General features: G+C 48.2%; 26 protein-coding genes. 5 read left to right on the forward strand and 21 right to left on the reverse strand.

Features of this window, described 5'->3' with window-relative positions:
- Nucleotides 1-35: 35 nt before the first annotated feature.
- The 7 genes from fabG to BAZ21_RS01715 form a co-directional block, all read right to left on the reverse strand.
- Nucleotides 36-785, reverse strand: a complete 750-nt coding sequence (gene fabG, locus BAZ21_RS01685) for a 3-oxoacyl-[acyl-carrier-protein] reductase (protein WP_068496447.1) — start codon at nucleotides 783-785, stop codon at nucleotides 36-38.
- A gap of 42 nt (nucleotides 786-827) precedes the next feature.
- Complete coding sequence (gene fabD, locus BAZ21_RS01690; protein WP_068496448.1) at nucleotides 828-1,769, reverse strand: ACP S-malonyltransferase; 942 nt, start codon at nucleotides 1,767-1,769, stop codon at nucleotides 828-830.
- A gap of 81 nt (nucleotides 1,770-1,850) precedes the next feature.
- Nucleotides 1,851-2,840 carry a beta-ketoacyl-ACP synthase III gene (locus tag BAZ21_RS01695; RefSeq protein ID WP_068496450.1) on the reverse strand — a complete coding sequence of 330 codons (990 nt, stop codon included), beginning with the start codon at nucleotides 2,838-2,840 and terminating at the stop codon, nucleotides 1,851-1,853.
- Nucleotides 2,841-2,848: 8 nt separating this feature from the next.
- Complete coding sequence (gene plsX, locus BAZ21_RS01700; protein ID WP_068496452.1) at nucleotides 2,849-3,841, reverse strand: phosphate acyltransferase PlsX; 993 nt, start codon at nucleotides 3,839-3,841, stop codon at nucleotides 2,849-2,851.
- Entirely contained in the window at nucleotides 3,825-4,421 is a 597-nt protein-coding gene (gene fapR, locus BAZ21_RS01705; RefSeq protein WP_007429980.1) for a transcription factor FapR, read from the reverse strand. Before fapR ends, plsX begins: the two co-directional genes overlap by 17 nt.
- Nucleotides 4,422-4,700: 279 nt before the next feature.
- Nucleotides 4,701-4,874: a 50S ribosomal protein L32 gene (rpmF, locus tag BAZ21_RS01710; protein ID WP_007429979.1), complete on the reverse strand. Its 174-nt coding sequence runs from the start codon at nucleotides 4,872-4,874 to the stop codon at nucleotides 4,701-4,703.
- Nucleotides 4,875-5,063: 189 nt separating this feature from the next.
- Nucleotides 5,064-5,582: a YceD family protein gene (locus BAZ21_RS01715; protein WP_010346416.1), complete on the reverse strand. Its 519-nt coding sequence runs from the start codon at nucleotides 5,580-5,582 to the stop codon at nucleotides 5,064-5,066.
- Between the two features lie 243 nt (nucleotides 5,583-5,825).
- Here BAZ21_RS01715 and BAZ21_RS01720 point away from each other — a divergent pair, with 243 nt between their 5' ends.
- Entirely contained in the window at nucleotides 5,826-7,061 is a 1,236-nt protein-coding gene (locus tag BAZ21_RS01720) for a nucleotidyltransferase (protein WP_068496454.1), read from the forward strand.
- Here the strand turns inward: BAZ21_RS01720 and BAZ21_RS01725 are convergent.
- Nucleotides 7,051-8,082, reverse strand: coding sequence for a SepM family pheromone-processing serine protease (locus BAZ21_RS01725; RefSeq protein WP_068496456.1), 1,032 nt, complete (start codon nucleotides 8,080-8,082; stop codon nucleotides 7,051-7,053). The genes BAZ21_RS01720 and BAZ21_RS01725 overlap by 11 nt on opposite strands.
- Before the next feature lie 190 nt (nucleotides 8,083-8,272).
- On the opposite strand from BAZ21_RS01725, the gene BAZ21_RS01730 reads away from it, so the two are divergent.
- Nucleotides 8,273-9,568: a nucleoside recognition protein gene (locus BAZ21_RS01730; RefSeq protein WP_256019303.1), complete on the forward strand. Its 1,296-nt coding sequence runs from the start codon at nucleotides 8,273-8,275 to the stop codon at nucleotides 9,566-9,568.
- Here BAZ21_RS01730 and coaD read toward each other — a convergent pair.
- The 8 genes from coaD to BAZ21_RS01770 all read right to left on the reverse strand — a co-directional run bounded on the left by coaD (nucleotide 9,531) and on the right by BAZ21_RS01770 (nucleotide 16,773).
- The gene (coaD, locus tag BAZ21_RS01735) at nucleotides 9,531-10,052 is read right to left on the reverse strand and encodes a pantetheine-phosphate adenylyltransferase (protein ID WP_068496461.1); all 522 of its coding nucleotides are present in this window, start codon (nucleotides 10,050-10,052) and stop codon (nucleotides 9,531-9,533) included. The two genes, BAZ21_RS01730 and coaD, sit on opposite strands and share 38 nt — an antisense overlap.
- On the reverse strand, nucleotides 10,045-10,686 hold the full coding sequence (gene rsmD, locus BAZ21_RS01740; protein ID WP_068496462.1) for a 16S rRNA (guanine(966)-N(2))-methyltransferase RsmD: 642 nt from the start codon (nucleotides 10,684-10,686) through the stop codon (nucleotides 10,045-10,047). The genes coaD and rsmD overlap by 8 nt, the downstream gene beginning before the upstream one ends.
- 321 nt (nucleotides 10,687-11,007) lie before the next feature.
- A complete protein-coding gene (locus tag BAZ21_RS27565; protein ID WP_007429969.1) occupies nucleotides 11,008-11,130 on the reverse strand; it encodes a cyclic lactone autoinducer peptide in 123 nt (40 codons plus the stop codon).
- Nucleotides 11,131-11,135: 5 nt separating this feature from the next.
- Complete coding sequence (locus BAZ21_RS29450; RefSeq protein WP_256019308.1) at nucleotides 11,136-12,275, reverse strand: accessory gene regulator ArgB-like protein; 1,140 nt, start codon at nucleotides 12,273-12,275, stop codon at nucleotides 11,136-11,138.
- Nucleotides 12,276-12,445: 170 nt separating this feature from the next.
- Nucleotides 12,446-13,564, reverse strand: a complete 1,119-nt coding sequence (locus tag BAZ21_RS01760) for an acyltransferase family protein (protein ID WP_068496466.1) — start codon at nucleotides 13,562-13,564, stop codon at nucleotides 12,446-12,448.
- A gap of 176 nt (nucleotides 13,565-13,740) precedes the next feature.
- Nucleotides 13,741-13,845 carry a YjcZ family sporulation protein gene (locus tag BAZ21_RS29340; protein ID WP_218061411.1) on the reverse strand — a complete coding sequence of 35 codons (105 nt, stop codon included), beginning with the start codon at nucleotides 13,843-13,845 and terminating at the stop codon, nucleotides 13,741-13,743.
- 81 nt (nucleotides 13,846-13,926) lie between these two features.
- Entirely contained in the window at nucleotides 13,927-15,744 is a 1,818-nt protein-coding gene (locus tag BAZ21_RS01765) for an APC family permease (RefSeq protein WP_068496469.1), read from the reverse strand.
- A gap of 192 nt (nucleotides 15,745-15,936) precedes the next feature.
- Nucleotides 15,937-16,773, reverse strand: a complete 837-nt coding sequence (locus BAZ21_RS01770; RefSeq protein WP_068496471.1) for an AraC family transcriptional regulator — start codon at nucleotides 16,771-16,773, stop codon at nucleotides 15,937-15,939.
- A 137-nt stretch (nucleotides 16,774-16,910) separates the two neighbouring features.
- Between BAZ21_RS01770 and BAZ21_RS01775 the strand changes: the two genes are divergently transcribed.
- The 3 genes from BAZ21_RS01775 (at nucleotide 16,911) to BAZ21_RS01785 (ending at nucleotide 21,019) form a co-directional block, all read left to right on the forward strand.
- Nucleotides 16,911-18,941 carry a beta-galactosidase gene (locus BAZ21_RS01775; RefSeq protein ID WP_068496474.1) on the forward strand — a complete coding sequence of 677 codons (2,031 nt, stop codon included), beginning with the start codon at nucleotides 16,911-16,913 and terminating at the stop codon, nucleotides 18,939-18,941.
- Nucleotides 18,942-18,959: 18 nt separating this feature from the next.
- The gene (locus tag BAZ21_RS01780; RefSeq protein WP_068496476.1) at nucleotides 18,960-20,177 is read left to right on the forward strand and encodes an MFS transporter; all 1,218 of its coding nucleotides are present in this window, start codon (nucleotides 18,960-18,962) and stop codon (nucleotides 20,175-20,177) included.
- A 209-nt stretch (nucleotides 20,178-20,386) separates the two neighbouring features.
- Complete coding sequence (locus BAZ21_RS01785) at nucleotides 20,387-21,019, forward strand: hypothetical protein (protein WP_068496478.1); 633 nt, start codon at nucleotides 20,387-20,389, stop codon at nucleotides 21,017-21,019.
- An 80-nt stretch (nucleotides 21,020-21,099) separates the two neighbouring features.
- Here the strand turns inward: BAZ21_RS01785 and BAZ21_RS01790 are convergent, their stop codons facing one another.
- The 5 genes from BAZ21_RS01790 to BAZ21_RS01810 all read right to left on the reverse strand — a co-directional run bounded on the left by BAZ21_RS01790 (nucleotide 21,100) and on the right by BAZ21_RS01810 (nucleotide 25,168).
- Nucleotides 21,100-21,933, reverse strand: a complete 834-nt coding sequence (locus tag BAZ21_RS01790; protein WP_068496481.1) for a DegV family protein — start codon at nucleotides 21,931-21,933, stop codon at nucleotides 21,100-21,102.
- Nucleotides 21,934-21,954: 21 nt separating this feature from the next.
- Nucleotides 21,955-22,392, reverse strand: coding sequence for a MarR family winged helix-turn-helix transcriptional regulator (locus BAZ21_RS01795; RefSeq protein ID WP_068496483.1), 438 nt, complete (start codon nucleotides 22,390-22,392; stop codon nucleotides 21,955-21,957).
- A 294-nt stretch (nucleotides 22,393-22,686) separates the two neighbouring features.
- Entirely contained in the window at nucleotides 22,687-23,268 is a 582-nt protein-coding gene (locus BAZ21_RS01800; RefSeq protein WP_068496485.1) for an NAD(P)H-dependent oxidoreductase, read from the reverse strand.
- Nucleotides 23,269-23,342: 74 nt separating this feature from the next.
- Nucleotides 23,343-23,765, reverse strand: a complete 423-nt coding sequence (locus BAZ21_RS01805) for a MarR family winged helix-turn-helix transcriptional regulator (protein WP_068496487.1) — start codon at nucleotides 23,763-23,765, stop codon at nucleotides 23,343-23,345.
- 251 nt (nucleotides 23,766-24,016) lie between these two features.
- On the reverse strand, nucleotides 24,017-25,168 hold the full coding sequence (locus BAZ21_RS01810) for an iron-containing alcohol dehydrogenase (RefSeq protein ID WP_068496489.1): 1,152 nt from the start codon (nucleotides 25,166-25,168) through the stop codon (nucleotides 24,017-24,019).
- Nucleotides 25,169-25,251: the final 83 nt, after the last annotated feature.

Here is a 25,251-nt window from a genome sequence, read left to right on the forward strand (position 1 = left end):
CTCTTCATCGGGGCATGCGGATCGGCAACACATAACTACATGTACATGCCGCCATCCACATGCAAAGTCTGGCCCGTCATGTATGAGGAAGCGTCCGAGGCCAAGAACAGCACCACGTTCGCAATTTCCTCAGGCCGTCCGAGACGGGCCAGCGGAATACTGCCAAGCATACTATCACGCAAATCGTCAGCCAGCACCTGCGTCATCTCCGTATCAATAAATCCGGGAGCTACACAGTTCACTGTAATGCCTCTCGAAGCAAGCTCTCTGGCAGAGGATTTGGTAAGACCAATCACACCTGCTTTAGCAGCTACATAGTTTGCTTGACCTGCATTGCCAAGTACACCGACAACAGAAGAGATATTGATAATTCGACCGGAACGCTGCTTCATCATAGGCCGTGTAGCTGCCTTAAGGCAATTAAACACACCTTTCAGATTCGTTTCGATCACCTGGTCGAACTCTTCTTCCTTCATGCGCATGATTAAATTATCTCTTGTTATTCCGGCATTATTCACCAAGATGTCAATCTTGCCCCAAGCGTCGATGACATCCTTGATTAAACGATCCGCCTCGTCAGCGCGCCCGACATTGGCCTGGACCGTAATAGCCTCCACGCCTTTGGCTCGAATCTGATCTGCAACCTCAGCCGCAGCCGCTTCGCTGCCAGCATAGTTTACCGCCACATTAGCGCCTGCTTCAGCCAGCACCAGCGCGATACTACGGCCAATTCCACGCGACGCTCCCGTAACCAGCGCCGTTTTTCCACTTAATGGCTTAGACATCATAGTACCTCCTTGCAAGTATATAGGCAATCACTAAACCTTTTAGCGGGCCTCCAAGGCCTCTGTTACAGAAGCAAACGACTCCAGGCTGCTTATATTATACAGCTTAACCGTTTTGTCGATCTTTTTAACCAATCCAGTTAAAACACTTCCCGGCCCAAACTCAATAAAGGTGTCAACACCCTGTTCCAGCAGCCATGCCACGCTGTCCTCCCACAGTACCGGGGAATAGACCTGCTCCACCAGCAGCTGGCGAATTTCGTTACCCTCATGCACAGGTTTTGCCGTTACATTAGCCACAACCGGAATTTGAGCTTCGGAGAAAGCTACAGCCTCCAGCTTGCCGGAAAGCTTGGTCGCCGCTTCCTTCATCAATGAAGAGTGGAAAGGACCGCTAACCTCCAAAGCAATAGCACGCTTGCCGCCTGCTTCCTTGACACGTTCAGCGACCGCAGCTACACCTTCCTTCGTGCCAGATACAACAATTTGTCCTGGGCAGTTGAGGTTGGCCAGTTCGACCAGTTGACCAGCCTCCGTAATATCACGGCATAGTGCTGCCAGCGCTTCACGGTCAGCCCCCAGTACAGCAGCCATCCCGCCTTGTCCATCAGGTATGGCCTGTTCCATGAACTCGCCACGTGCACGAACGATTTCAACCGCATCCTCGAATGCGAGGACACCGGCAGCAACAAGCGCGCTGTATTCCCCAAGACTGTGTCCAGCCACATAATCAGGACGAATCCCTTTTTCCTTGAAAACTTCATATAATGCAATGCTTGCTGTTAACAGCGCAGGCTGTGTATTCGATGTCTGTTTCAAAGCTGTGTCTGGCCCTTCAAAAATCAGTGTGCTTAGCGCGAAGCCCAACCGCTCGTCTGCTCGATTGAACACTTCTTGTGCAGCTGGAATTGCTTCATAAGCATCTTTAGCCATTCCTACAGCCTGTGAACCCTGACCGGGAAATATAAATGCCGTTTTGCCCATCTTGTATACACCTCTCTGTATCCAATGCTTGTCCTGTAAAATACCTGACAAATTCAATATTGTATCAAATCCGCCGACTTCTTACCAGACAAGAACCGACGCACCCCAGGTTAAACCGCCGCCGAAGCCCACCATTAATACCCGGTCGCCTTCCTTCATACGGCCTTCCTCAGCTGCTTCTACAAGAGCCAGAGGGATTGATGCTGCCGATGTATTTGCGTATTTATTAACATTAATGACTACCTTTTCTTCTGGTAAATCCAAACGCTGCATTGCCGATTGGATGATGCGAATATTGGCTTGATGCGGAACGAACAGATCGATGTCATCTTTGGTCAATCCTGCTTTTTCCAATACATCAACCGTAGCCGTCCCCATCACACGGACCGCAAACTTGAACACTTCGCGTCCGTTCATGTAGATATAGTGCTGTTTGTTTTCCAGTGTATCCGCACTCGCAGGCAAACGCGAACCGCCAGCTGCCAGGTTCAGCAAGCTGCCTCCTGCACCTTCGGCACCGAGATCAAAGGATTGAAATCCTCTTCCTTCAGGTACTTCGCCAATCACTACAGCTCCTGCACCGTCTCCGAAAAGAACACAGGTATTGCGGTCAGTATAATCTGTAATCCGGGAAAGACAGTCCGCCCCTATGATCAACGCATTATTATAAATCCCTGTCTTAATGAAGCTCGTTGCCGTCGCCAGCCCATACACAAAACCCGAGCATGCTGCCGACAAATCGAAAGCTGCCGCTCCTTTTGCTCCCAACTTGTCCTGAAGAATACAGGCAGTTGACGGAAATGCCATATCCGGTGTGACCGTAGCTACAATGATCAGATCCAAATCTTCTGCCGTCATGCCGGCAGATTTCAAAGCCTTAATCGCTGCTTCATAAGCCAAATCAGATGTAGCCTGCTCCGGGGCCGCAATATGGCGCTCCTGAATCCCTGTACGACTTACAATCCATTCGTCACTTGTTTCTACCATTGCTTCCAAATCTTTATTGGTCAGAATTTTCTCAGGAACGTATTTCCCTGTTCCGATAACACCAACCGGCCGTAATTTATTCATATCGTCACTCACTTCCTGCTAATTTCCTTGGATATACTTTCCACCAAGCGGTTTTGCAAGGCCGTGCGGGCCTGTCTTACCGCATTTTTGACGGCAACGCCGTCAGACGAGCCGTGACTTTTCAAGACGAGTCCGCTCAGCCCCAGCAAGGGAGCTCCGCCATGCTCCTTATAGTCCAGCTTATCCTTTAGACCGCGAAGTTCGGGCATAATCAATGCCGCCGCCAGCTTGGTCTTTAAAGACTTGGTGAACTGCTCTTTCAGGAGAGAAAATATCGCTCCGGCCGTACCCTCCAGTGATTTTAACATGATGTTTCCGGCAAATCCGTCGCACACCAGTACATCACAATTTCCGGTTAACACATCTCTGGATTCCACATTACCCACAAAATGGACAGGCAACTGCTCAATGAGAGGAAATGCCAGTTTCGTCAATTCATTGCCCTTCCCGGCTTCGGTCCCGACATTCAGCAGACCTACCCTTGGAGAAGCCATACCGTGAACTTTCTGACGATACAGGCTCCCCATCAATGCATATTGGGCGAGATGCTCGGGCTTGGCATCCATATTGGCTCCCAAGTCCAGTGCCAACACACCCTGATCATCAATCGTCGGTATCATCGGGGCAAGAGCCGGACGCTCAATCCCTTCCATTCTTCCAACCACCAGCAACCCTGTGGTCATTAGCGCACCGGTATTGCCTGCAGATATCATGGCATCCGCTTCGCCTTCTCTGACCATTCGACCAGCTACGACCATTGAGGCATCCTTTTTGCGCCGTACTGCCTTTACAGGCTCATCCTGTGCATCGATCATTTCAGATGCATGACGAATGCTGAGGTTCGCAGGCAGCGCTCTGCCGTTCAGAACCGATTCAATCCGGTCACGGTCACCAACCAGCGTAATGTCTGTATCCTTCCATTCCGCCGCCGCAGATAGCGCACCCTCTACTGTCGCCTCAGGAGCATTGTCTCCCCCCATGGCATCAATGGCGATCCGCATGCTGACTTCCTCCTTCGCTATACTCTTCCTCCGTGGAGCGATAAATGACAAAGTTTCCTTGGAACACCATTTCTTCTCCTACGTAGGCAAATACCTCCACTTTGGCCTTCCCTTTTTGCTCAGGATTTGAGCGTACATATGCTTTGGCAATGCACTTCTCCCCCAAATGAACCGGGCGGACAAAGCGAATATCCGCCGAAGCGGTCAGTGCTATCTCATCATTAATCACGGCGACGGCCAATGAATTGGCTTGAGCAAAAACATAATGTCCCCGTGCAATGCCGGTGCGTGAAAAGATGTGCTCCTCTTTGATTTCAAAGATGGAAATACCGCTTCGGTCCAATTGGAGATCAACGATATCCCCGATCACTTCATGCAATGGCAAGGAACGAACCTGATCGTAGGAGCGCTCAGCCATCAGCTTTAGCCGCTCCCGCAATTCCGGGATTCCGAGTTCCATTCGGTCCAGCCGAATCGTCTGGATGCTTACCTTCAGTTGTCTCGTCAATTCCTGATCCGTTACGAACGGATTATCATCAATCAATTGAGTCAGCCGCTGCTGTCTCTGTCTTTTCGGCAAACGTTCGATGTCAGTGACGCCTCCTTTCCCTGCAATAAACTGCCGTTCAGCCGACGGTTCGGGTTACTTCACGTTCTAACGGCAAAAGCTTCGAGCCAGTTTGTTATCTCTTGTATGTATAAAGGAACCCCTTCGGCCCTTCTTTCTTAGAACCTGGTACTAAAACAGTATATAGCATGCTGACACAAAAAGAAAGCATGCAAATAAAAAAAGTGACGCCTCACTGGAGTGAAGCGTCACTTTCCCTGCGAAGATTCCAAAGAATCCACTTATCGGACATTATTGAGAGATAATCTCTCTAGCTTTGTACGTTCCGCAAACTTTGCACACATGGTGAGCAAGTTTCAATTCGCCGCATTCGGAGCATTTCACCATACCTGGTACTGCCAGTTTAAAGTGAGTACGACGTTTGTCGCGACGAGTTTTGGATGTTCTCCGTTGAGGTACTGCCATTATTCCCACCTCCTTAACCAAATCGACCCCGCAAAAGCGGGTATGACTTCTTATCTCATTCAAGACTGAAGGTAACTAGCGGAAGCAGTTACTTTACAGCCGGTGAATCAAGCCTGCAACATCCGTGCACGGGTTCTGTAACTCTCCAGCACAAGCGGATGATGATTTTTTCAGAATTGAACTCAATTCTCATTTAAAAAAATCCTTAAGCCCTGCCAGACGCGGATCAATCTTGTCCGTACTGCCATCATCACTGTCATCGGAGCCGATGCTCCAGTTTTGTCCGGCCGCTGGTGCGATCCCCTGACAATTCTCACTGCACACAGGCGCAAACGGCACGTTCAGTACAAACAGTTCTTTGCAATACGGTGCAATGTCGAAGGAATCCTCCGTCACTGCGATAAATTCGCCATCTTCATCCTCCTCTTCACTACCTGAAGAGGTTTGCTTGAACCGTTCACGGAATTCAATCTTCAAATCCTCGTGCATCGGGCTCAAACAGCGTGAACACAGCATGTCCAGACCTGCGGTCAGCGTACCTTCCACGCTCATCAAGCCTTGACCCAGACTAACGGCGACCAGATCGGTCTCCAGCGGGGAAACGGCCGTAACATCAGCACGATCATCCACCAATTCACTCACATTAAGAGATTCACGGATAGGAAAAGGACCGTCACTTGTTGCTACTTTGCGAAAAAATAGTTGCATCACTATCACTCCAAACAAACAAAAATTATTATACCGACTGATCGAGTCGTTTGTCAACACCTTTCACTTTACACCACATACAAACCCATTGGTCTTCCAATGGTATAGCACGTTTTATGAGGAAGCGAAAATACGTTGCACGGATCATGTACCTGAGCGTATTCGTACCTCCGCCACTCTTCGTGTACAATAATGCGAGTATAAAGCTTTTTCAGCTATAAAGAAAGGAGCCGACATACCGCCTTGAAAACACTCGGAGTTATTGTAGAGTATAACCCGCTGCACAACGGACATGTTCATCACTGGAAGGAGTCTCTTCGCATCACTGGCGCAGAGCGCACGGTGGCTGTGATGAGCGGTCCTTTCCTCCAGCGGGGGGAACCCGCGATTACGGATAAATGGTCCCGCACCGAAATGGCACTCGCCATGGGCGTGGACCTGGTTGTGGAGCTGCCTGTGGCCTATGCCATTCAGCCCGCAGAATGGTTTGCCCACGGGACGGTCGCCCTGCTCCGCGCCACGGGCGTCGTCGACGCGCTCTGCTTCGGCAGCGAGAGCGGAGACATCGCGCCGCTGCGCGCGCTGGCCCGCGTGCTGACGGCAGAGCCGGCCGAGCTGAAGGCCGGCATCGCGCAGCGCCTGCGCAGCGGCGCGAGCTATCCCGCCGCCTACGCGGGAGCCGCAGCCGCGCTCGCGGCCGAAGGGGCGGACGGCGCTGCGCTGGCCGCCCTCATGCAGCAGCCCAACAATACGCTCGGGCTGCATTACTTGATTGCGCTGGAACGGCTGGGCAGCACAATCAAGCCCTTCACCGTAGCCCGCACCGGATCGGGCTACCATGAAGCCGTGGCGCCCGCGGACGGAGTCATCGCCAGCGCTACGGCCATCCGCCGTCTCCTGCTGGACGGCGGGCCGGAGGCCGCGTCGCCGTATGTACCAGCGGCGACACTGGAGATTTTGCGGCGCGAGTGGCAAGCCGGACGCGCGCCGCTGCAATGGGAAGCGTTCAGCCAGCCGCTGCTGAACGCCCTGATCACGCGCAGCCCGCAGCAGCTGGCGGAGCTGCACGAGGTCACCGAAGGGCTGGAGCATCGCCTGCGGCAATCGCTGTACACGCTGTCCCAGCCTTCGGTGGAAGCATTACTCGCTGCCGTCAAGACAAGGCGATATACTCGTACGAAGCTTCAGCGTATGCTTGCACATATTTTGCTGAATCATGCCAAAACCGATATGACTCCCGCTGAGCTGGCGAAAGGCCCCGGTTATATCCGTGTGCTCGGCTTTAATGCGGCTGGACGCGAGCTGCTGGCCCGGATGAAGCAGACAGCTACTCTTCCTGTATGGGTCAAGCCGTCTGTAGGCTCACATCCCCATCTGGACTGGGATACGGCCGCTGCCGCCATACACGCAACCGGGATGCCGCGTCCCGCCATCCGCGATATGTATGCCGATTACTTGCGACCGCCGATTATGGTTTAATGGGCAGCTTTTCCATATAATTCAGCGCATCGTCAAGCGTACGCACCGGAATGAGCTTCATCCGGGTTCCGATTTGCTCAGCTTTGGCCTTGGCTTCTTTATAATTATCCGCCGGGACAAAAAACAATTCTGCTCCCTGACGGTCAGCGGCGACAATTTTATATTTTGCACCACCGATCGCTCCCACCTGACCGTCCTTATCAATAGTTCCCGTACCAGCTACACGATATCCCTTGCTCAGATCACCGGGCGTCAACTGATTATAAATTTCCATCGTAAACATTAAACCTGCCGAAGGTCCACCAACATCTGTGGATGTAAAATGAATCGTTTTACGTCCATCCTTCGGCTCTACCTTTTGCACCGTGGCAATGCTGACACCAAAGCCGGGACGTTGTTTGCCCGTCTCGCTGTCCGTGATGGTCGTTAACGGAGCCTGCACCGTCAGCAAGGTGCCATTGCGCTTGAGCTTTACCTGGACTTTGGTCCCCGCCTTCTCATTTTCCAAGGCAATCCGAATAGAGCGATTATCCGTTACCCTCGTGCCGTTCAACTCCAATATTTTATCTCCGGGCTCAAACACGCTGTTTGATCGGGGCACCTTAAACACATACACATAATCCGGCACAATCCGGTATGGGATATGGGCGTGGCTGTAGGCAGCCTCCATGGCGGAAGATTGGGAATCCCCCATATACCATACCTGCTCTGCTGTGTATTCGTCCTCACTTCTTCCATGCAGACGATCCTCCTTGCGCTGAATCTCCGAATTGCTATCCAGCTTGGACATGCCCAGCATGACAAGATTGGCATAACGTGCCGATACTGTCGTCATCATAAAGGTGCCACGTTCGTTGCGATCACCTTCCCGGACTGTAACCATCGGTTTGATTTCGTTTGCCCCACCTGGCCCATAGATCAGATAAGGGGTTGGCATATAGACCAGCACATAGACCATTGCGGTCAGCATCAAAATATAGCCGATTGAAAAAAAAGCACTTTTGCGGCTGATTCGCTTCATCGCTTCTCCCCCTTTCAGCCCGACTTTCCTATACTACGCCAATCAATCCTGCGCACCTGCTTGTTCTCAAGCCTTTCGAATAAGCATACATTGTTTACGACAAGACAAAGTATATGAACAACCCATACCGACAACATCGTGAATAGTACGCTGACGATAGCATCCGACTTTCTTAGTATATGGATGAGAGGTGAACCCTTTGACACAAAAGGAAGCCCATACCGCCCCTTACTGGACAACCCTGCTGCTTGGCTTCGGAGCCATCCTGCTTGTATTGGCTGTTGTTACCTCACCAGAAGAGGTATTTCAAGCCTCTGCCCAAGGACTTAAGCTATGGTGGAGTATTATTTTCCCGGCTATGCTCCCTTTTTTGATGTTATCCGAAATGCTCATCGCCTTCGGTCTCGTCCATGGGCTGGGTGTCCTGCTGGAGCCGTTCATGCGCTTCTGGTTCCGGCTGCCTGGACGAAGCGGCTGGGTGCTGGCCCTCGGCCTGACCGCTGGCTTCCCGGCTGCTGCGGAGGCGGTGCGCCAATGGGCGCAGCAAGAGGACATGACCGAGCCCCAGCTCAGGCGGCTGACCGCCATCGCTCACTTCTGCAATCCGATCACCATCCTGCTCGTCATCGGAACAGGATTGCTGCACAATGCTACTGTAGGCGGGATGTTACTGGCTATTCACTGGATCTCCGGGCTGCTGGCAGGCTGGATTACAGCCAGACTGCCTGCTACGTCAAAGGAATTGCAAAAACGGGAAACGCCAGCTGCCCTTCGGCGCACTTCTGTTTCCCGTACTTCCGCCCCCCTGATCCAATCCGCATGGGATGCTACACGCTCTGCCAGAGAGCGGGACGGCCGCAGCTTCGGAAAGCTGCTGGGCGAAACCGTGTCTCATGCTGTACAGACGCTTATGGTAACAGGTGGATTTATTATTTTCTTTTCCGTACTGATTCGACTCATATCCATATACTTAGGCCAAGGAGCATATTCATTTGTATGGCCTGCCTGGATGGAAATCCATCTGGGTTCCTATGAAATCAGCCGCTTGTCTTACGATCTCCGCACCCAAACGGCGCTAATCAGCGCCGTGCTGGGCTGGGGCGGTCTATGCGGCTGGCTCCAAATTACCGCAGTCACCAAACCGTCCGACAAAGGCATCACCTTCACCTTGTCGCGAGTGCTTCATGGACTTATCGCCTTTGGGCTTACGCTGGTGGCATGGACACCTCTTACTCGCATCTCCAACAATACAATTCCAGCTTACATCAGTGGCAGTTCGGCTTCTTCCTTTGCAGAAGGCGGATATGACAGGGTCGCACACTCCGTCATGACGGAATCCACCAATCTTCTCACACAATTGGAAGGTGCATCCATGTATCCCTGGCAGCTGACCGTGCTGTCCGTCACCCTCTTGATTACGATTGTGCTTATATTACTGGTCATTTCCTTTATGACTTCATGGTGGAGCCGCCACGCTTCGCGTTGACCTTGGAACGCAGCGCGTCCTCGACCTCAGGAGCTACCAAATCTACGACCTTGCCGTCAAAATGGGCAATTTCCTTCACCATACTGGAACTCAGATATGAATAGGCTGGATTCGTCATCATAAAGATCGTTTCCGCATCCGGGTTCAGCTTATGATTCGTAGAGGCTAATTGCAACTCGTATTCAAAATCAGTCACCGACCGTATTCCTCTAACAATAACCTGAGCCCCTTTTTGACGTACATAATTGGCTGTCAGATCACGGAAGCTGTCCACCTCAATATTTGGAATATCACGGGTTACGGTCCGCAATAGCTCCATTCGCTCCTCCAGCGAGAATAGCGGATTTTTACTAATATTGTTAAGAACCGCGACAATCAGTATATCAAACTGTCTGGCTGCTCTTTGAATGATATCCTGATGCCCCATCGTCACGGGATCAAAGGTTCCCGGATATACGGCAATACGTGGTTTGTGCTCAATCATGATGGTCCTCCCCGTCTGATTCGGTGATGCCGGATTTAGTCACTCCGGCTTCTGTATGCTCTTCGGCGTCCGACAAAGCATCGGCTGCAAATTGATAGATGGATAGCGCTGTTTCACCATAGACTGCTTTTTTGACCTGCTCGAACGGCCCGAAGCTTTCCGGGTATTCATGTCCGGATTCATACTCCAGCACGATGATTGCCTCTGAACGAAGCAAGTCCAATTCAGCCATACGGCTCATCAATTCATCTCCGTGTTTGAGACGATAGGGCGGGTCCAGAAAAACAGCATCAAAAAGAGCTCCACGTTTTGCGAGCGCCTTGAGCGCTCTTCCGGCATCGTTACGGAACACTTCAGCCTGTCCTTCCAATCCGGTTTTTCGTAAATTTTCTTTAATGACCTCAATGCTTTTCGATTCCATATCAATAAAAACCGCCTTGTCCATCCCCCGGCTAAGCGCCTCTATGCCCAGGCCACCACTGCCAGCGAACAGATCAAGTGCGACTCCCCCATCAAAATAAGGACCTATCATGCTAAATAGCGCTTCCTTGACCTTATCCGTGGTCGGCCGCGTCCCTGTGCCGGGAACTGCCTTTAACGGCCTTCCTTTGGCACTACCCGATACCACTCTCACGCTGAAACTCACCTATTTTCTATATGTGTTCATAACCATATAAGATTATGACGTTATCGTACCACATGCACCGCCGTTTGAAAAACGTAGGATCGTGCAGGTATAAAAAATCCTTCCCTGGGCATCCTTAGGATATCGGCATTCAACCAATGTCGTAGACAACCGCGGAGAAGACTTACGTTTCCCCATAAGCTCTTCGTCCGGTTTCTCCTCTCCCATTCGGGCGCTTCTTTCATGGAGCGCCTGATTTTTTTGCATAAAAAGAAGCTGCCGAATAGCAGCTTTATGTATCATTTCATTTCTTCTATTCTCGGATCTTGCTCATTTAAGCAGCTCCTCGGGTGTATCGCCCTGATAAACATACACATAGCTCGCTACCGATACAGCAAATGCTGCAAACATAGACAAGGATGTCGCTAAACCATATACTATTTTTCTCACCATTCCTCTCACCTCCTTCCCCGAATCAATGTCAGGCTTTGGACCATAAAAGCAACAGCCACTACAGAAGAACCGATTACAAAATTAGTACATACAAGTATGGAGGATAACAGTCGCAGGAGAGGGTAAAACCGAGCTGGAATACGCGACTGCTTTTCAATTCTGGATGGGGCAAAACATAAAACAAGCATAAGAGCTATTCCGGTAAACAGGTTTGTCCACCAGCTGTCCAAAGAGATGCAGGATATGGATGTAAAAGCGACAGAGGTCGCCACCACACATGCCATTCCTGTTTTCAAATGAATGCCTCCTGATATTTGGCGCAACAGGGCAAAAGCGATGAGAATCGTTGCAGCTTCTGCCATCCGCCCCGTGAATAGAGAAGCGAATAGAGTCAGAATAATAATCATGGATGCATTTATAATGAGAGCAAGTGCATATTGAAGCACCGGAACGGAGGCCGGATGGTCCGGCACCGTGCCTTTGATCTGGTTAGCAAGCTTGGAAGCCATCGTTTCAATCATCCTGGTATCCTTTCCGATCGCATAATAGATGAAGAAGCCAGAAACCAGTGCAAAAAACATCATATTTAACCATACCTCGTTATAGTACAGCACAATAGAAGTTGAAATGAGAGACAGGATAATCAGCGTGATGACAATACCGTATTCCTCTTTAAATTTAAGCTTTTTGAAACTAGGCGAGAAGCCGATCCTTTTTCGATACAACATAAATGAGATGAGCAGCCCGGCAATTGCGCTTATCGATTGCAGCAGATAGCCCTTCAAGGAACCATCCTGCAGCTCAGAAATCGGCAAACTGCCGAACAGCATCTTTAGAAACACCGACTGAATAACAGCATACGCAAAATAGCCTGTTACTGTCATCATGCCTGACCACACAATCGGGATTTTCACCACGGTAGCGAGTAAAAAAATAAAAAGCAGCATATTGATGACAGGCACCAAATACGAGAGGGACCATCCCTCTCGTAGCAAATAGCTTTGTATGTTCATAATCAGATTTACACAAATGGCCTGCCACAGATAAGGGGTCAATCTGACTTGAAAAACACTAAGAATCAGTGCAAAAACAGCCACTCCCTCAAGCGTTGAAAAAAGCAAAAAGCTGATCGGCTTCACAAGCATGCACGCATCTCCTTTACAATTCCAACAAACCTCATCGGTATATTTAAAAACTTGGCTGTACCTCGAATATAAAGGGCTGGGAACTACTTTTCAAGAGATCTTTTCAAGGATTCCATAAATTTCTTCAAGCACTTCAACGAAATGTTATCAGATGTAATCTTCAAGTAAGCTTAAGCAACGCTTTCCTTGACCGAATCTCCCTGTGAACGTATAGGCTTCATACGTGATATGAGCTTTTTCCCAAAGCGGATACCGGGCTGTTCAATCCACGAATAGGTGAGCCAGGACAGTCCAGTGGTGAACAGCAACGTCATCGTAAACATTATAATGAGGTTGACCATCGGGGCAAAGGGGAATTTGATCTGAATGATCAGACTCAGAACCAGCATATGCGTTAAATACATGCTGTAGCTGAGACGACCAATCCATGACCATACCCGATTAAGCAGCCACATCGGCTGCCAATGATACAAGGCATACGCTCCCAGCAGCAGCCCGGCACCTATGAGGTAATCCGTCATACCTCCAAAAAACGCAAATAGTACAGATCCAAGCAGCAAGCCCCCACTGACCCGGTCTATGCTTTTCCAATGCCGCTCGTGCTTCCAGATCAAAAACAACAATATTCCGAGCCCAAAGACAGGCAATTGATTCGGAAACCATAAATACAGATAATGCCCCCATAAGGAATGGTCACTAATCCATGGATATTGGGCAAACCACGTATTTAGCCCGTAGCTTAGCACAAGCACAATCATGACAAACCAGGCAGCATGGCGGACTGATCGGATCAGCTTAAATAATAAGGGGACAAACAGATAAAACATAAATTCCACCGCTATAGACCATTCCACACCGATAATGCTGTTGATCCAATATGGGTTCAGGCCATTCAAAAACAGGACATGCGCTGCAATATTGGCGACCGTGACCCCCTCCTGATCCCCAAGCCAAAATCGAGGACCTGTCCCGTTCACCATTAAATAGATCACGAGCATTACGTAATATAAAGGAGCAATTCGAAAAAAACGACGTATCAGATAAGCCGAAATACCTTCCCTCCTGTCCCCCGAACGTCTGCTCAGAGACAGAAACAGCGTAAAAGCGCTGGCCAGATAAAATAAAGCGACTCCTTTCGCCCCCATACTCAAGCCTTTTTGTATCCATTCGTTGATTCCGTCCACGTGCTGGCTGACATGCACCAGCAAAACCCCAATAATGGCCACCGCTCTCAGCGTATCTACAAATTGCAACTTGTCATGTTCCACTTCACCCTTGGCTTCGAGCATCGTATCCCTCCATAACGATTCTTTTCGATACATTTTGTATCTATAATACACAAAACGTATCATCAAAGTAAATAACTCCGTATATAAAAAAACATCCCCAGCCGCACGACCCGCGGCCAAAAGATGTTCAAATTGTTAATCTATAGTTAGCTGTTCCCTATTCCCTTGCAGGACCGTTATATCCAAAACGTAAGGGAGATGATGACCAGTAGTATAAACAATACCAAAATTGCAGTTGTGGAAGTCCATGCTCCACCGCCGTATCCTCCAACGTGACCCATGTGTCATTTCCTCCTTTAATATAAGGTACATAATACGATATGCAGCATACATCAATGAGCATGGGCCAATTGGCAGTCATTTTATTTGTTTAAATGAAAAGGAACCGTCGTTACAATCACGTCTTTGTAATTGATCAGATAAGCTCTCATCAGCAAACTGGTCTGATTGTGCAGAATATTTTCCCACCAGTGCTTGGTAATGAATTGCGGAATAAGGACGGTAATATGATCCTCGTCTGCTTTTTTCCATTCCACTGTATCAATAAACTTGCGGAGCGGATTAATAATGCTGCGATAACGGGATCGCAGGACCACCAATCGAATACCTACATCCCACTCTTCCCATTTCTGTTCCATTTTACGAATCGCTTCATCATCCATACCGACATATACTGCAACCACATTGTCCGATAAGGTCTTGGCATAACTGATGGTATTCATGACGACCCGAGTAATGCCCGCCACCGGAATAATAATTGTATTGCCTTTGACCATCGGTTTATCCTTTGTAATGTCAATACGCAGCTGCTCAGCTGTATTTTCATAATGTCTACTGATCTTCGTGAAGAAATACAAAACCAGAGGCAGGAAAATAAATACTACCCACACCTGACTAAACTTGGTAAAGATAAAGATAAGCGTAATCGACAGCGTGGTCAGCATACCGATCGTGTTAATGGCAAGCTTGACGACCCAGCCGGACGGCTTGAGCCGAATCCAGCGAATCATCATCCCTAGCTGCGAAAGTGTGAACGGGATAAATACCCCTACAGCATACAGCGGAATCAGATTTCCGGTATTTCCACCAAATACAATGACCAGCAATGCTGAGAAAATACTTAAAAACAGAATACCATTCGAGTATCCGAGCCGATCTCCACGAACCATGAACATATGCGGCATGTATTTATCCTTAGCCAGCATAAAAGCGAGCAATGGAAAAGCAGAATAGGCTGTATTCGCCGCCAAAAACAAGATGAGCGCCGTCACACCCTGAATGATGTAATACATGACACCGCGTCCGAAAGTGGCATTCGCAATTTGTGAGATAACTGTTTCATGCGGATTCGGACGAACACCGTACCAATAAGCCAGCAAACTGATCCCGATAAACATGCACCCGAGAATCAAGCCCATCATCATCAATGTGGTTGCCGCATTTTTGGCAGCAGGCTTGCGAAAATTCGGAATGGCATTCGAGACAGCTTCTACCCCGGTTAACGCCGAACAGCCCGAGCTAAACGCCTTCAGTAAGAGAAACAGGCTGACATTGGATACTGTAGCTCCAAATTGCGGGGCTGCAGCATGGGCTCCCCCTGCCAGGTAATGAATAATACCGCTAATAATCAGAACAAAAATGGCAACAACAAATAAGTAAATCGGTACAGCCAGCACTGAGGCAGATTCCGTCACCCCGCGCAAGTTCATAATGGTCAAAAAGATAATCATGGTCAGAGCAATCGCAATTCGATGATCGTGTAATGATGGAAATGCCGATGTGATGGCATCTGTCCCTGCTGACGAGCTGACCGCAACCGTAAGAATGTAGTCGACCAGCAAGGAACCGCCTGCAATCAGACTCGGGGCCTTGCCCAAATTATCTTGAGCGACGATATAGGCACCACCGCCACCGGGATAGGAAAAAATAGTTTGCCGATAGGACAGAATCAGAATGACCAGCAATCCCAGTACTGCGATGGATATAGGTATGGAATACCATAGGGCAGCAAATCCCGCTGTAATCAAAACCAGCAAAATTTGCTCGGTGCCGTAAGCTACTGAAGACAATGCATCTGAGGACAGAATGGCCAGAGCCTTGAGCTTGTTTAGCTTCTCCTCTTCAAGGGCCGTCGACTTTCGAGGGCGACCAATTAATAATCGTTTGACTTTACTCAGCATTTCGTTAACTCCTTCTTGGATGGGGGTTTTGCAGAAGAACTGTGGATCGTATGTTTATTATGTCACCTGCACATCAGATTGATGAAACAAATGAACTATTATTTTATACCCCCTCATCCTGAAAAAAACAATAAGGAATGCTTCGTATAATGAGCATTCCCGAGTAAGAAAGAGTATTTCGATAAAATACCCTTAAGTATACAGTAATTTGAACCTTTCCGGCGTAATTCCCTCAGCACGGCGAAAAGTTGCCACAAAATGACTGGCATCCCGGAACCCGACCCGCTCCGAAACTTCCTTAACCGTCAAATGCGGGTATTCTGTCATCATTTCTTTAGCCTTGCGCAGCCGAATCACAATCAGGTATGCATAGGATGTCACGCCAAAAGCCTGCTTGAACAATGTATTTAAATGACGGGCGCTTACATTCATCATGACCGCCATATCAGATAATCCCACGTCCGGACTGGCGTAATTTTGTTCCATAAACGCCAGAACAGGCGCCAAACGCTCCACATTATGCGAAAGAGAAGGCATCGAGCTGTATTGCCCATATTTACGCAACAGCGTCAAAAAGCGGTACATATTGGCCGAAGCATCTAATCCGGATAAATCACGTTCGCTAACCAGGGAATGAAGGATACCTTCTCCAAAGGTATGCAGCTCGCTCTCCTTGTCCCAATGATACCCGCGCGTATGCTTCAATCCGAGAGCAGTCAGTACAGCAGCGGCAATGGGGCCATCAAATGTGATGTATAACGTTCGCCATACCTTTGTCGCCCGTCTGTACGCATGGGATTCGCCTGGCAGCAGCAACACCCCGGACTGCTCACCCAGACGGAAAGTTCCCCCTTTAAATGTAAATATCCCTTCACCGGACACCGTCTGAATCCAGTGAAAGCATGGATATCCCTCTGGACGGGACACATCCTCCTGTCTGCTGTTGAATCCGATGCTCTCAATAAAAAGCGGCAAAGAGTGCTCACGCGTAGTCAGAAAAAATCGCAAATGATGGGGAGTCAAAATCATAAAAACACCTCCGGCGTATGCGGGTATGTATTTCTCTTGTAGATCCATATTGTTATATCGAAGTTCATTTTATTATATTTAAAAGCCGTTATTTGTATTATAAGATAGAATTATTCTTATATATAGAGGTGATTGGCATGATAAGCGGCAAACTTCCTAAAGTATTTTATGGTGGAGATTACAATCCCGAGCAATGGGATGAGGCCACACATCAGGAGGATTTACGGATGTTCAGGCTGGCAGGGATTGATATCGCCACAGTCAACGTATTTTCATGGGCCAAAATTCAGTCGGACGAAATCACATATCATTTTGAATGGCTGGATCAATTGATTGACAGCCTTCATGAAAGCGGTATCTTCGTTTGTCTTGCTACCAGCACTGCAGCACACCCCGCCTGGATGGCTACCCGTTATCCGGACATTCTTCGGGTCGATGCTGACGGACGCAAGCGGAAATTCGGCGGCCGCCACAACTCCTGTCCGAACAGTCCAACCTATCGTAAATACGCGGAGCATATGGCTGACCGATTGGCCGAACGCTACAAAAACCATCCCGCCATCCTCGTGTGGCACGTATCCAATGAATACGGCGGTGATTGCTATTGCGACAACTGCGCCGCCGCATTCCGGGTGTGGCTCAAGCAAAAATATGGGACGCTGGGAGAACTGAACCGGGTGTGGAACACCTCCTTCTGGGGCCACACCTTCTATGATTGGGATGAGATTGTACCCCCGAATAATCTGAGCGAGCATTGGGGAGAAAATCACTCCACCTTTCAAGGTATTTCCCTTGATTATGCACGCTTTAATTCGGATAGTATGCTCGATTGCTATCTACTGGAATATAACGCGATTAAAAAGCATATTCCCCATGCTGTGGTAACGACCAATCTGATGGGCTTTTTCAAGCAACTGGACTATTTCAAATGGGCTAAGCACATGGATATTGTGTCTTGGGACAGCTATCCGCAGGCTAATACCCCTGTAAGCTATACCGCGATGGCACACGATCTGATGCGCGGTCTGAAGGATGGGCAGCCCTTTATGCTCATGGAGCAAACACCGAGCCAGCAAAATTGGCAGGCATATAATTCGCTCAAGCGGCCCGGCATTATGCGGCTTTGGAGTTACCAAGCGGTAGCGCATGGCGCGGACACGGTCATGTTCTTCCAGCTTCGCCGCTCGATCGGTGCTTGTGAGAAATTTCACGGAGCTGTGATTGAGCATGCCGGGCATGAAAACACACGTGTATTCCGCGAGGTGGCACAACTTGGTAGCGAGCTTGGAGCATTAGGTGACAGGTTCCTTGACGCGACCGTCGATGCCAAAGCAGCTATTTTGTTTGATTGGGATAATTGGTGGGCATTGGAAAAGTCAAGCGGGCCCTCGGTTGCATTGAATTACGTCGATCAGGTGCACAAGTATTATGCAGCCCTTTTCCGGCGCAGCGTGCAGGTAGACCTGATTTCCGTAGAAACGGATTTCCAGAAATATGATCTCATTATCGCGCCTGTACTCTACATGGTCAAGCCGGGCACCGCTGAGAAGCTGGAACAATTTACGGAGCGCGGCGGCACGTTCGTTACCACCTTTTTCAGCGGCATCGTCAATGAAAACGATCTGGTCACAACCGGAGGATATCCGGGCAAGCTGCGTAAGCTGCTCGGGATCTGGGTAGAAGAAATTGACGCGCTTTTGCCGGAATCACACAATCGCATCATCATGAAAGAAAAGGTCGGTGCATTGCAGGGAGAATATCAATGCGGCATGCTCTGTGACCTGCTGCACAGCGAAGGTGCCGAGGTGCTGGCCGAATATGGCGATGATTTCTACCAAGGTATGCCGGTGCTGACACGCAATCGCTTGGGTCAAGGTGAGGCATGGTATGTCGCCTCAGACCCTGAGGAATCTTTCCTTGATGGCCTGCTGGGTTACATTTGTGAGGAAAAAGGGATTGCATCCCTGCTGCGCGCTCCTGCGGGCGTAGAAGCTACTGTACGCTCCAAAGATGGAAAATCGTACTTGTTCATCCTGAACCATAACGCACAGGTACAACATGTTCATCTGGGTGATCAAAAAGGGAAAGAGCTGATTAGCGGCGAATTTCTGGAAGGAGATATCTCCATTGCAGGCTACGGCTTTCAAGTGCTGGAGCTATCATTCTAGGGATCAAAGGAGTTCAACATGAAACGACTGCTATGGATTGGCAGCTTGTCTTATTTTTTGATCGGTCTGGCACATGTGGTTGTAGGTTCCCTGCTGCCTGTGCTGCTGGATCACTACGGCAGGAACTATACGGAGGGCGGAAGCCTGATTTTCGCCCAATTTTCCGGCTTTCTGGCTGGCGTCCTGCTGTCGCCTTGGCTTGCACGGAATTTCGGCAAACGCCGAAGTCTGGTATTTGCTCTACTCCTGCTGTGTACGGCGGAAGTACTGTATTCGCTGCTGCCGCCTTGGGGATGGCTATACGCCGTCGGAGCAGCAGCCGGCTTTGGCTTTGGCATGGTAGAAGCGCTCATCGGCACTATTGTTATTAGCGGTATTACCCAAGGAACAGGTGCGGCCATGAGCCGACTGGAAGTCTTCTTTGGAATCGGTGCGCTGGCTATGCCCGCTATCGCCAGCCAGTTCATTGCTCTCGGTTGGTGGAGATTGGCTTTTCCCATTATCTCCATGTTCGCAGCCATTGCGGTCGTAGCTTGGCTACGGGGGTCCTTCGGCACGCTGGACACGGTATTGGACGAACAGGAACACCGAGGGAACAACCATCCACATTCCTCTAATTCACCGAAGGTGAAGGCATCTAAAGCTAGCCCTATAGGGAATTGGAGGCTGCTGGCGCTGTTCGTTGTCTTTTTCTTCATCTACGTAGGGACAGAGATGAGCCTGGCTAATTTCCTGCCCTCCATGTTCATTGAGCGCCTGGGACTCACGCAAGCCGAAGCAGCACTCAGTGTCACCTGCTTTTGGCTGGCAATGGCCTTCGGGCGGCTATTCACAGGCTACATTGCCGATCGGTACGGCTACGGTGTCTTTGTCGCCCTGAGCTCGCTGGCAGCAACCCTGCTGCTGTGCGTGTTCCCGCTGATCAAGGGCACTGGTGGCGCCTTTGTCCTTATTGCGCTGCTGGGGCTCGGCATGTCCGGCATATTTTCCATCGCACTCGTTTTTGCCAGCAAAATGATGCCAGGTACAGAAGAATCCACCACCAGCCTGCTTATCGGTGCAGGCGGAGTCGGAGGAGCCCTGCTGCCCTTATGGCTTGGAAACAGCATGGATCGCGGCGGAGCAGTCGCTTCGGCATGGTTGCTGGCAGGCTTTGCCTGTATCCTGTGCCTGCTTGGCGGCATTCTGTACGCCCTATACGTGCGCAAAAAGCGGCTTCAAACCGCTTCATCCTGATACATGCCTCTCCCGGCGCCTTCGACTGTTTCTTGGAATAATCCAAGGCTACAGCGAAGGCGCCATTTTACTTACTAGACGAATGCACCTCATACAAAGGCCTATTTTTAACCAAAGATAGTTCATTGCCTATGAAACACAGGACAGATATCCATGCCTCCCCTAGATGAATGGAGTAGTATACAACAAACCATATGGAGGTGTTTGTATTGGGTCGTCCTGAATTAAAACGAAAAAAAGGTCGTAAAAAAGATGTTTTCATCCGTTCCTGGTTTGATAAACTTGAAAAAAAGTTCGATGAAAAGCCCCCAAAGAAAAAAGTCCGCCCAAAACGAAAATCTTTGGGCAAGAATATTATTGTCAAAAAACAACTTGTCCATGTGAATATTGCTCCTGACGCTATAGAGACAAGAGGGGGCTCTGCCGCAGATGGAGTGGCACAGTTCGGTTATATTTACAACCTAGGACCTCGACTCATTCCGATTGAAGGGGATGTCATATTTGATACGAACGGTATACTTACGCCTGGAATTACTCATGTCCCCGGGACTACGCAGATTGCTGTTACTGACGCAGGGACCTATGAGCTTCACTTTTCTGTGTCGGGTGTAGAGCCTAATCAATTTGCCATCTATATTAATGGCAATCTGGCTGGAGGAACCCTATACGGTTCAGGAGCCGGCACGCAGCAGAACACAGGGCAAGCCATCCTCGATCTGGCATGTGGGGATGTGCTTACTCTGCGGAATCATAGCTCCGCCACTCCAGTTACCCTCCAAACACTGGCTGGAGGAACTCAAACCAGCGTAAACGCTTCTGTCATCATCAGAAAATTGAAATAGGCTTGAGCTTATGCATAGCCTCAGCCTACAAAAATGGGTTTATCCCACACTCGTTCGAGCGAGGATAAACCCTTAATAGCTTAAAAAGCCATAATAATACCTTTATCATTGGCATACATCGAACTGATCCCTCTGGTGGACACAATATGAATATCTTTGAATTGATAACGATTCTTCAATGCAGTCATCAATTTTTCCGCCAGACCGGGATTATTGCAGTGAGTAATGACGATGCTTTCCCCTTCGGTATCCCGACCACTTTTTTCTATGGTATCCGCCAACTTTTCGATGATTTGATTCTGACCGCGCGCTTGTGTAAATAAGGCGATATTCCCGTCACCGTCGGAACCCAAAATAGGCCTGATATGCAAAAATGAAAGAATCTTACCTGTAATTTTATTCATTCGTCCGTTTTTCACCAAATTATCCAGGTTTTCCAGCACAAAGTAAGTCTTCATCTTTGTGATAAAGGTTTCCAGGGAAGATATAATCTCGCTTTTATGATATCCCTCGTCGATCAGCTTGCGAAGCTTTAGAGCCAACAAAACTTGTCCAGCCGATGCGCTTTTTGAATCGAATACATGGACATCCGCCCCGTGTTCTTCCTCCGCCATATCTTTTCCTACCAATGCACTGGCATACGAACTGGACAGGTTGCTGGATAATGTAATGGCAAAAGAAGTACGCGTGTCTTGAAAGGCATCCTTGTAAAGCAAAGGGGAAGGTGATGCAGATCCAATCTTGGTTGTACAGGCTTTCATTTCTTCCATGAACTGAGGCAAGTCCAGCGTGTCATCATCAATGAAGCATTTCTCTCCCAATGTCATGTTTAATGGAATCGTAGTAATCTGCAACTGCTCTTTAAGTTCTGTCGTCAAGTCGCAGCAACTGTCTGCTATTATTTTATACCTCATTCTGTACACCCTCATCTTATGTTATTTTCCAGCGGAAGCTGAATTCATAATGCTCATGGAAAGCTCAATCAACCGTATAAATTCCTTCACATCGTCCTCGCCCAAACCGGCTACAAGCGCTTCAAAATAGCCTTCTATTCTCTCTTGCTTTTGTTTAATCAGGGATTCACCTTCTGGTGTAAGCCTGACACACATCCGTCGTCTGTCCTGCTCCGACATCTCCATAGTGACATACCCTTTTTTTCTCAAGCCCGTAAGCGCTGCCGTTATTCTTGATCTGGATACATGCAGATGGTCGCTGAGTATGGAAGGATTAATTTCATCCTCTCGATGCTGAACTAAATATTGAAGCACATGGTTTTCCCCCTGGACAAGCTCCGTCAGGCTGCTGAATAATTCCATGTCATAAATCCGATTAACGGATTCTCTCAACTGGTCCCTTAGTTCATAATCTTTCATAGTAAACCTCCGCAAAACATATAATACATACAGTTAACTATTAATACTATGTACTATAATGAATTACCAATGATAATAACAATGAATTATTTGTGAATAAATTCCGACGTTGAAACCATTGCTAATTAACGGGAGATTGTACTGCGAAACGATTTAACCTTCCATAATGCATACGTAATCAGCTTATATACAAGAAAAGGCCAACCAGTAGATACTGGTTGACCTCCTCATTTGAAGACTGTCGTACATTTCTTAACGGTAAGAACAGCCTTTCAATGTGATACTATAGTTTCGTTACAGCACCGATTTAACAGTGTCTTGGACTTGCTTCAACAGTCCTTTATAGCCGTCTTCATCAAGGTAGCCGATACTTCCCAGCAGCAAGTGACCGACGGATTCAATTCCAACGAAATCAAAAATACCCGTATCTGAAGTAATCTTCAGACCTGCGGTCATCCCGATCTTATCGTAAATTTCGTTCGGTGTACCATGTGTATTTACAATAAAACCTTTTTTACCTGTAAGAAGCTTATGAATCCCTTCCGGACCAGACGTATATGCAAAGCCATAGGCAAATACACGATCAACGTAGCCTTTCAGGATAGCAGGAAGACCTGTCCACCAAATAGGAGAAATAAATGTAATCGTATCGGATTGTGTGATGTATTCCTGCTCTACCTTGATATCGGCGGGAGTTTGTCCGGCTCTCATAGCGGCAGTATCCTCAGGTTTTAAAACAGGTTGAAAATCAAGTGCGTATAAATCGCGTACAATGACTTCATCGCCCTTTTCCTTCAAAGCATTTACGACTGTTTCCAGAATAGCGTGGTTAAGGCTTTCAGCGTTAGAGTGAGCATAGACGATAAGATGTTTCATTTCAATTACCTCCAGATGTTTTATAGTTATTTTGACTTAAATATAGATATCTATACATTTATCCAAAAAAAAATTTATAATCTGTTTTTTACATGTTCCAGCAGATATTCCAGCTGTTCTTTTTCTTCGTCTTTGAGACCACCGTATATGGTTTCTTTTAATTTATTGGAGATCGCTTCAAATACAGGCTCCAGCTCTTTCCCCTTATCGGTAAGATAAATCAGGGTTACTCTGCTATCCTCCCCTTCTTTTTTTCTCTCGACATATCCCAGCTTCACTAGCTTGTCGACCAAAACCGTGACTGTGGGCTGCTGGCGAGAAATTTTTTGCGTCAATTCCTTGATGGAAAGCCCGTCCTTTTGATAGAGGAACATTAATATTCCACCATGGGAAGGAACAATCCCTTCAACTCCATAGGATTCGAGCTCAGACACAATCAATTTGTTGATCGAGTCTCTGACCGTTCCTATCAGTGCAGCTGCATTATTTTTTAACATACCTGCATTATTACATAGACATCTATATATATCAAGTGCTTAGAAGAACATGTGGAAGGAAAAAAGAGTCCCCTACAGCTTTAGCCGAGAGAGCAGTTCCCTTAATATTCAATGGGGTTGTCCTATCTCTAGTTTCTCAAATTTCTTAGATTTCTTAGAAAAAAATGCGAATAAAAAGGGCAGTCCCAGGTGTTTTTCGATGATTTCCTGAGACTACCCTTATAGCATATAACAATAATTGCAGCTTTTATTTAAAGAATTTTCTTAAACATCTCGATAACTTGCTCTTTGCTAGGTATGAACGGATTGCCAGGAGCACAAGCATCCTTCATTGAGTTCTCGGCAAGCAGATCCAAATCCACTTCATTGACACCCAGTTCAGAAAGCTTGGAAGGAATCCCAACTTCCTTCGACAGGTCTTTGATTCTTTGGATGACATAATCTGCGCATTCCTTATCCGTTTTCCCCTTATCTTCAAAACCGATGACCTTAGCGATGGCACGAAACTTCTCTGGTACATGCTTGGCATTCTCCTCCTCCACAATCGGCAGCAGCATGGCATTGCAAACACCATGAGGCAAATCGTATACGCCGCCAAGCTGATGCGCCATAGCATGAACATAACCCAATCCGGCATTATTAAATGCAAGCCCTCCCAGGAAGATAGCGTATACCATTTGCTCACGTGCTTCTATATCATGACCGTTGCTCACCGTACGAGCCAAATGATTAAAAATAATCCCTACTGCTGCCAACGCGGTCGCATCCGTAACAGGATAGGAACCTGGAGTAACCAAAGCTTCGATCGCATGGGTCAAAGCATCTAGCCCTGTAGCTGCCGTTAACGCGGCGGGTTTGTCTACCATCAGTTCAGGGTCGTTGACCGAAATCGTAGCTACACTATTCTTGTCAACCATAACCATTTTGACCTTGCGCTCTTCGTCTGTAATGACATAATTGATCGTGATTTCAGCGGATGTTCCTGCCGTGGTATTAATAGCGACAATAGGCAGCGATTTATGCTTGGATTTATGAACACCCTCATACTCGGTTATATGTCCCCCATTGGTAGCAATAATGCCGATTCCCTTAGCCGTATCCTGTGGTGATCCTCCACCAATGGAAATTAAAAAGTCACAGCCGTTTTCTTGCAGAAACTGAACGCCATCATGTACATTTTTACAGGTCGGATTAGGTTTGACCTCATCGTATACTGCATAGTCCAGTCCAATATCATCCAGCAAGGATGTGACCTTGCCTGCAATACCACTCTTCATCAAAAACTTATCCGTCACGACCAGTGCTTTGTTTAAATTCAGTTCCTTTATATACGGTCCAGCTTCATGCAAACAGCCTTTTCCCATCAGATTGATAGACGGTACAAAAAATACATGTGCGCTCATAAAAATCGGCCTCCTAAAGGATTCACTTCTTGATACCTCATTAAATACGGAACCATCCTAAAAAAGTGAAACATTTCACGTAT

It is taken from the genome of Paenibacillus kribbensis, assembly GCF_001705305.1.
Classification (GTDB): domain Bacteria; phylum Bacillota; class Bacilli; order Paenibacillales; family Paenibacillaceae; genus Paenibacillus; species Paenibacillus kribbensis_B.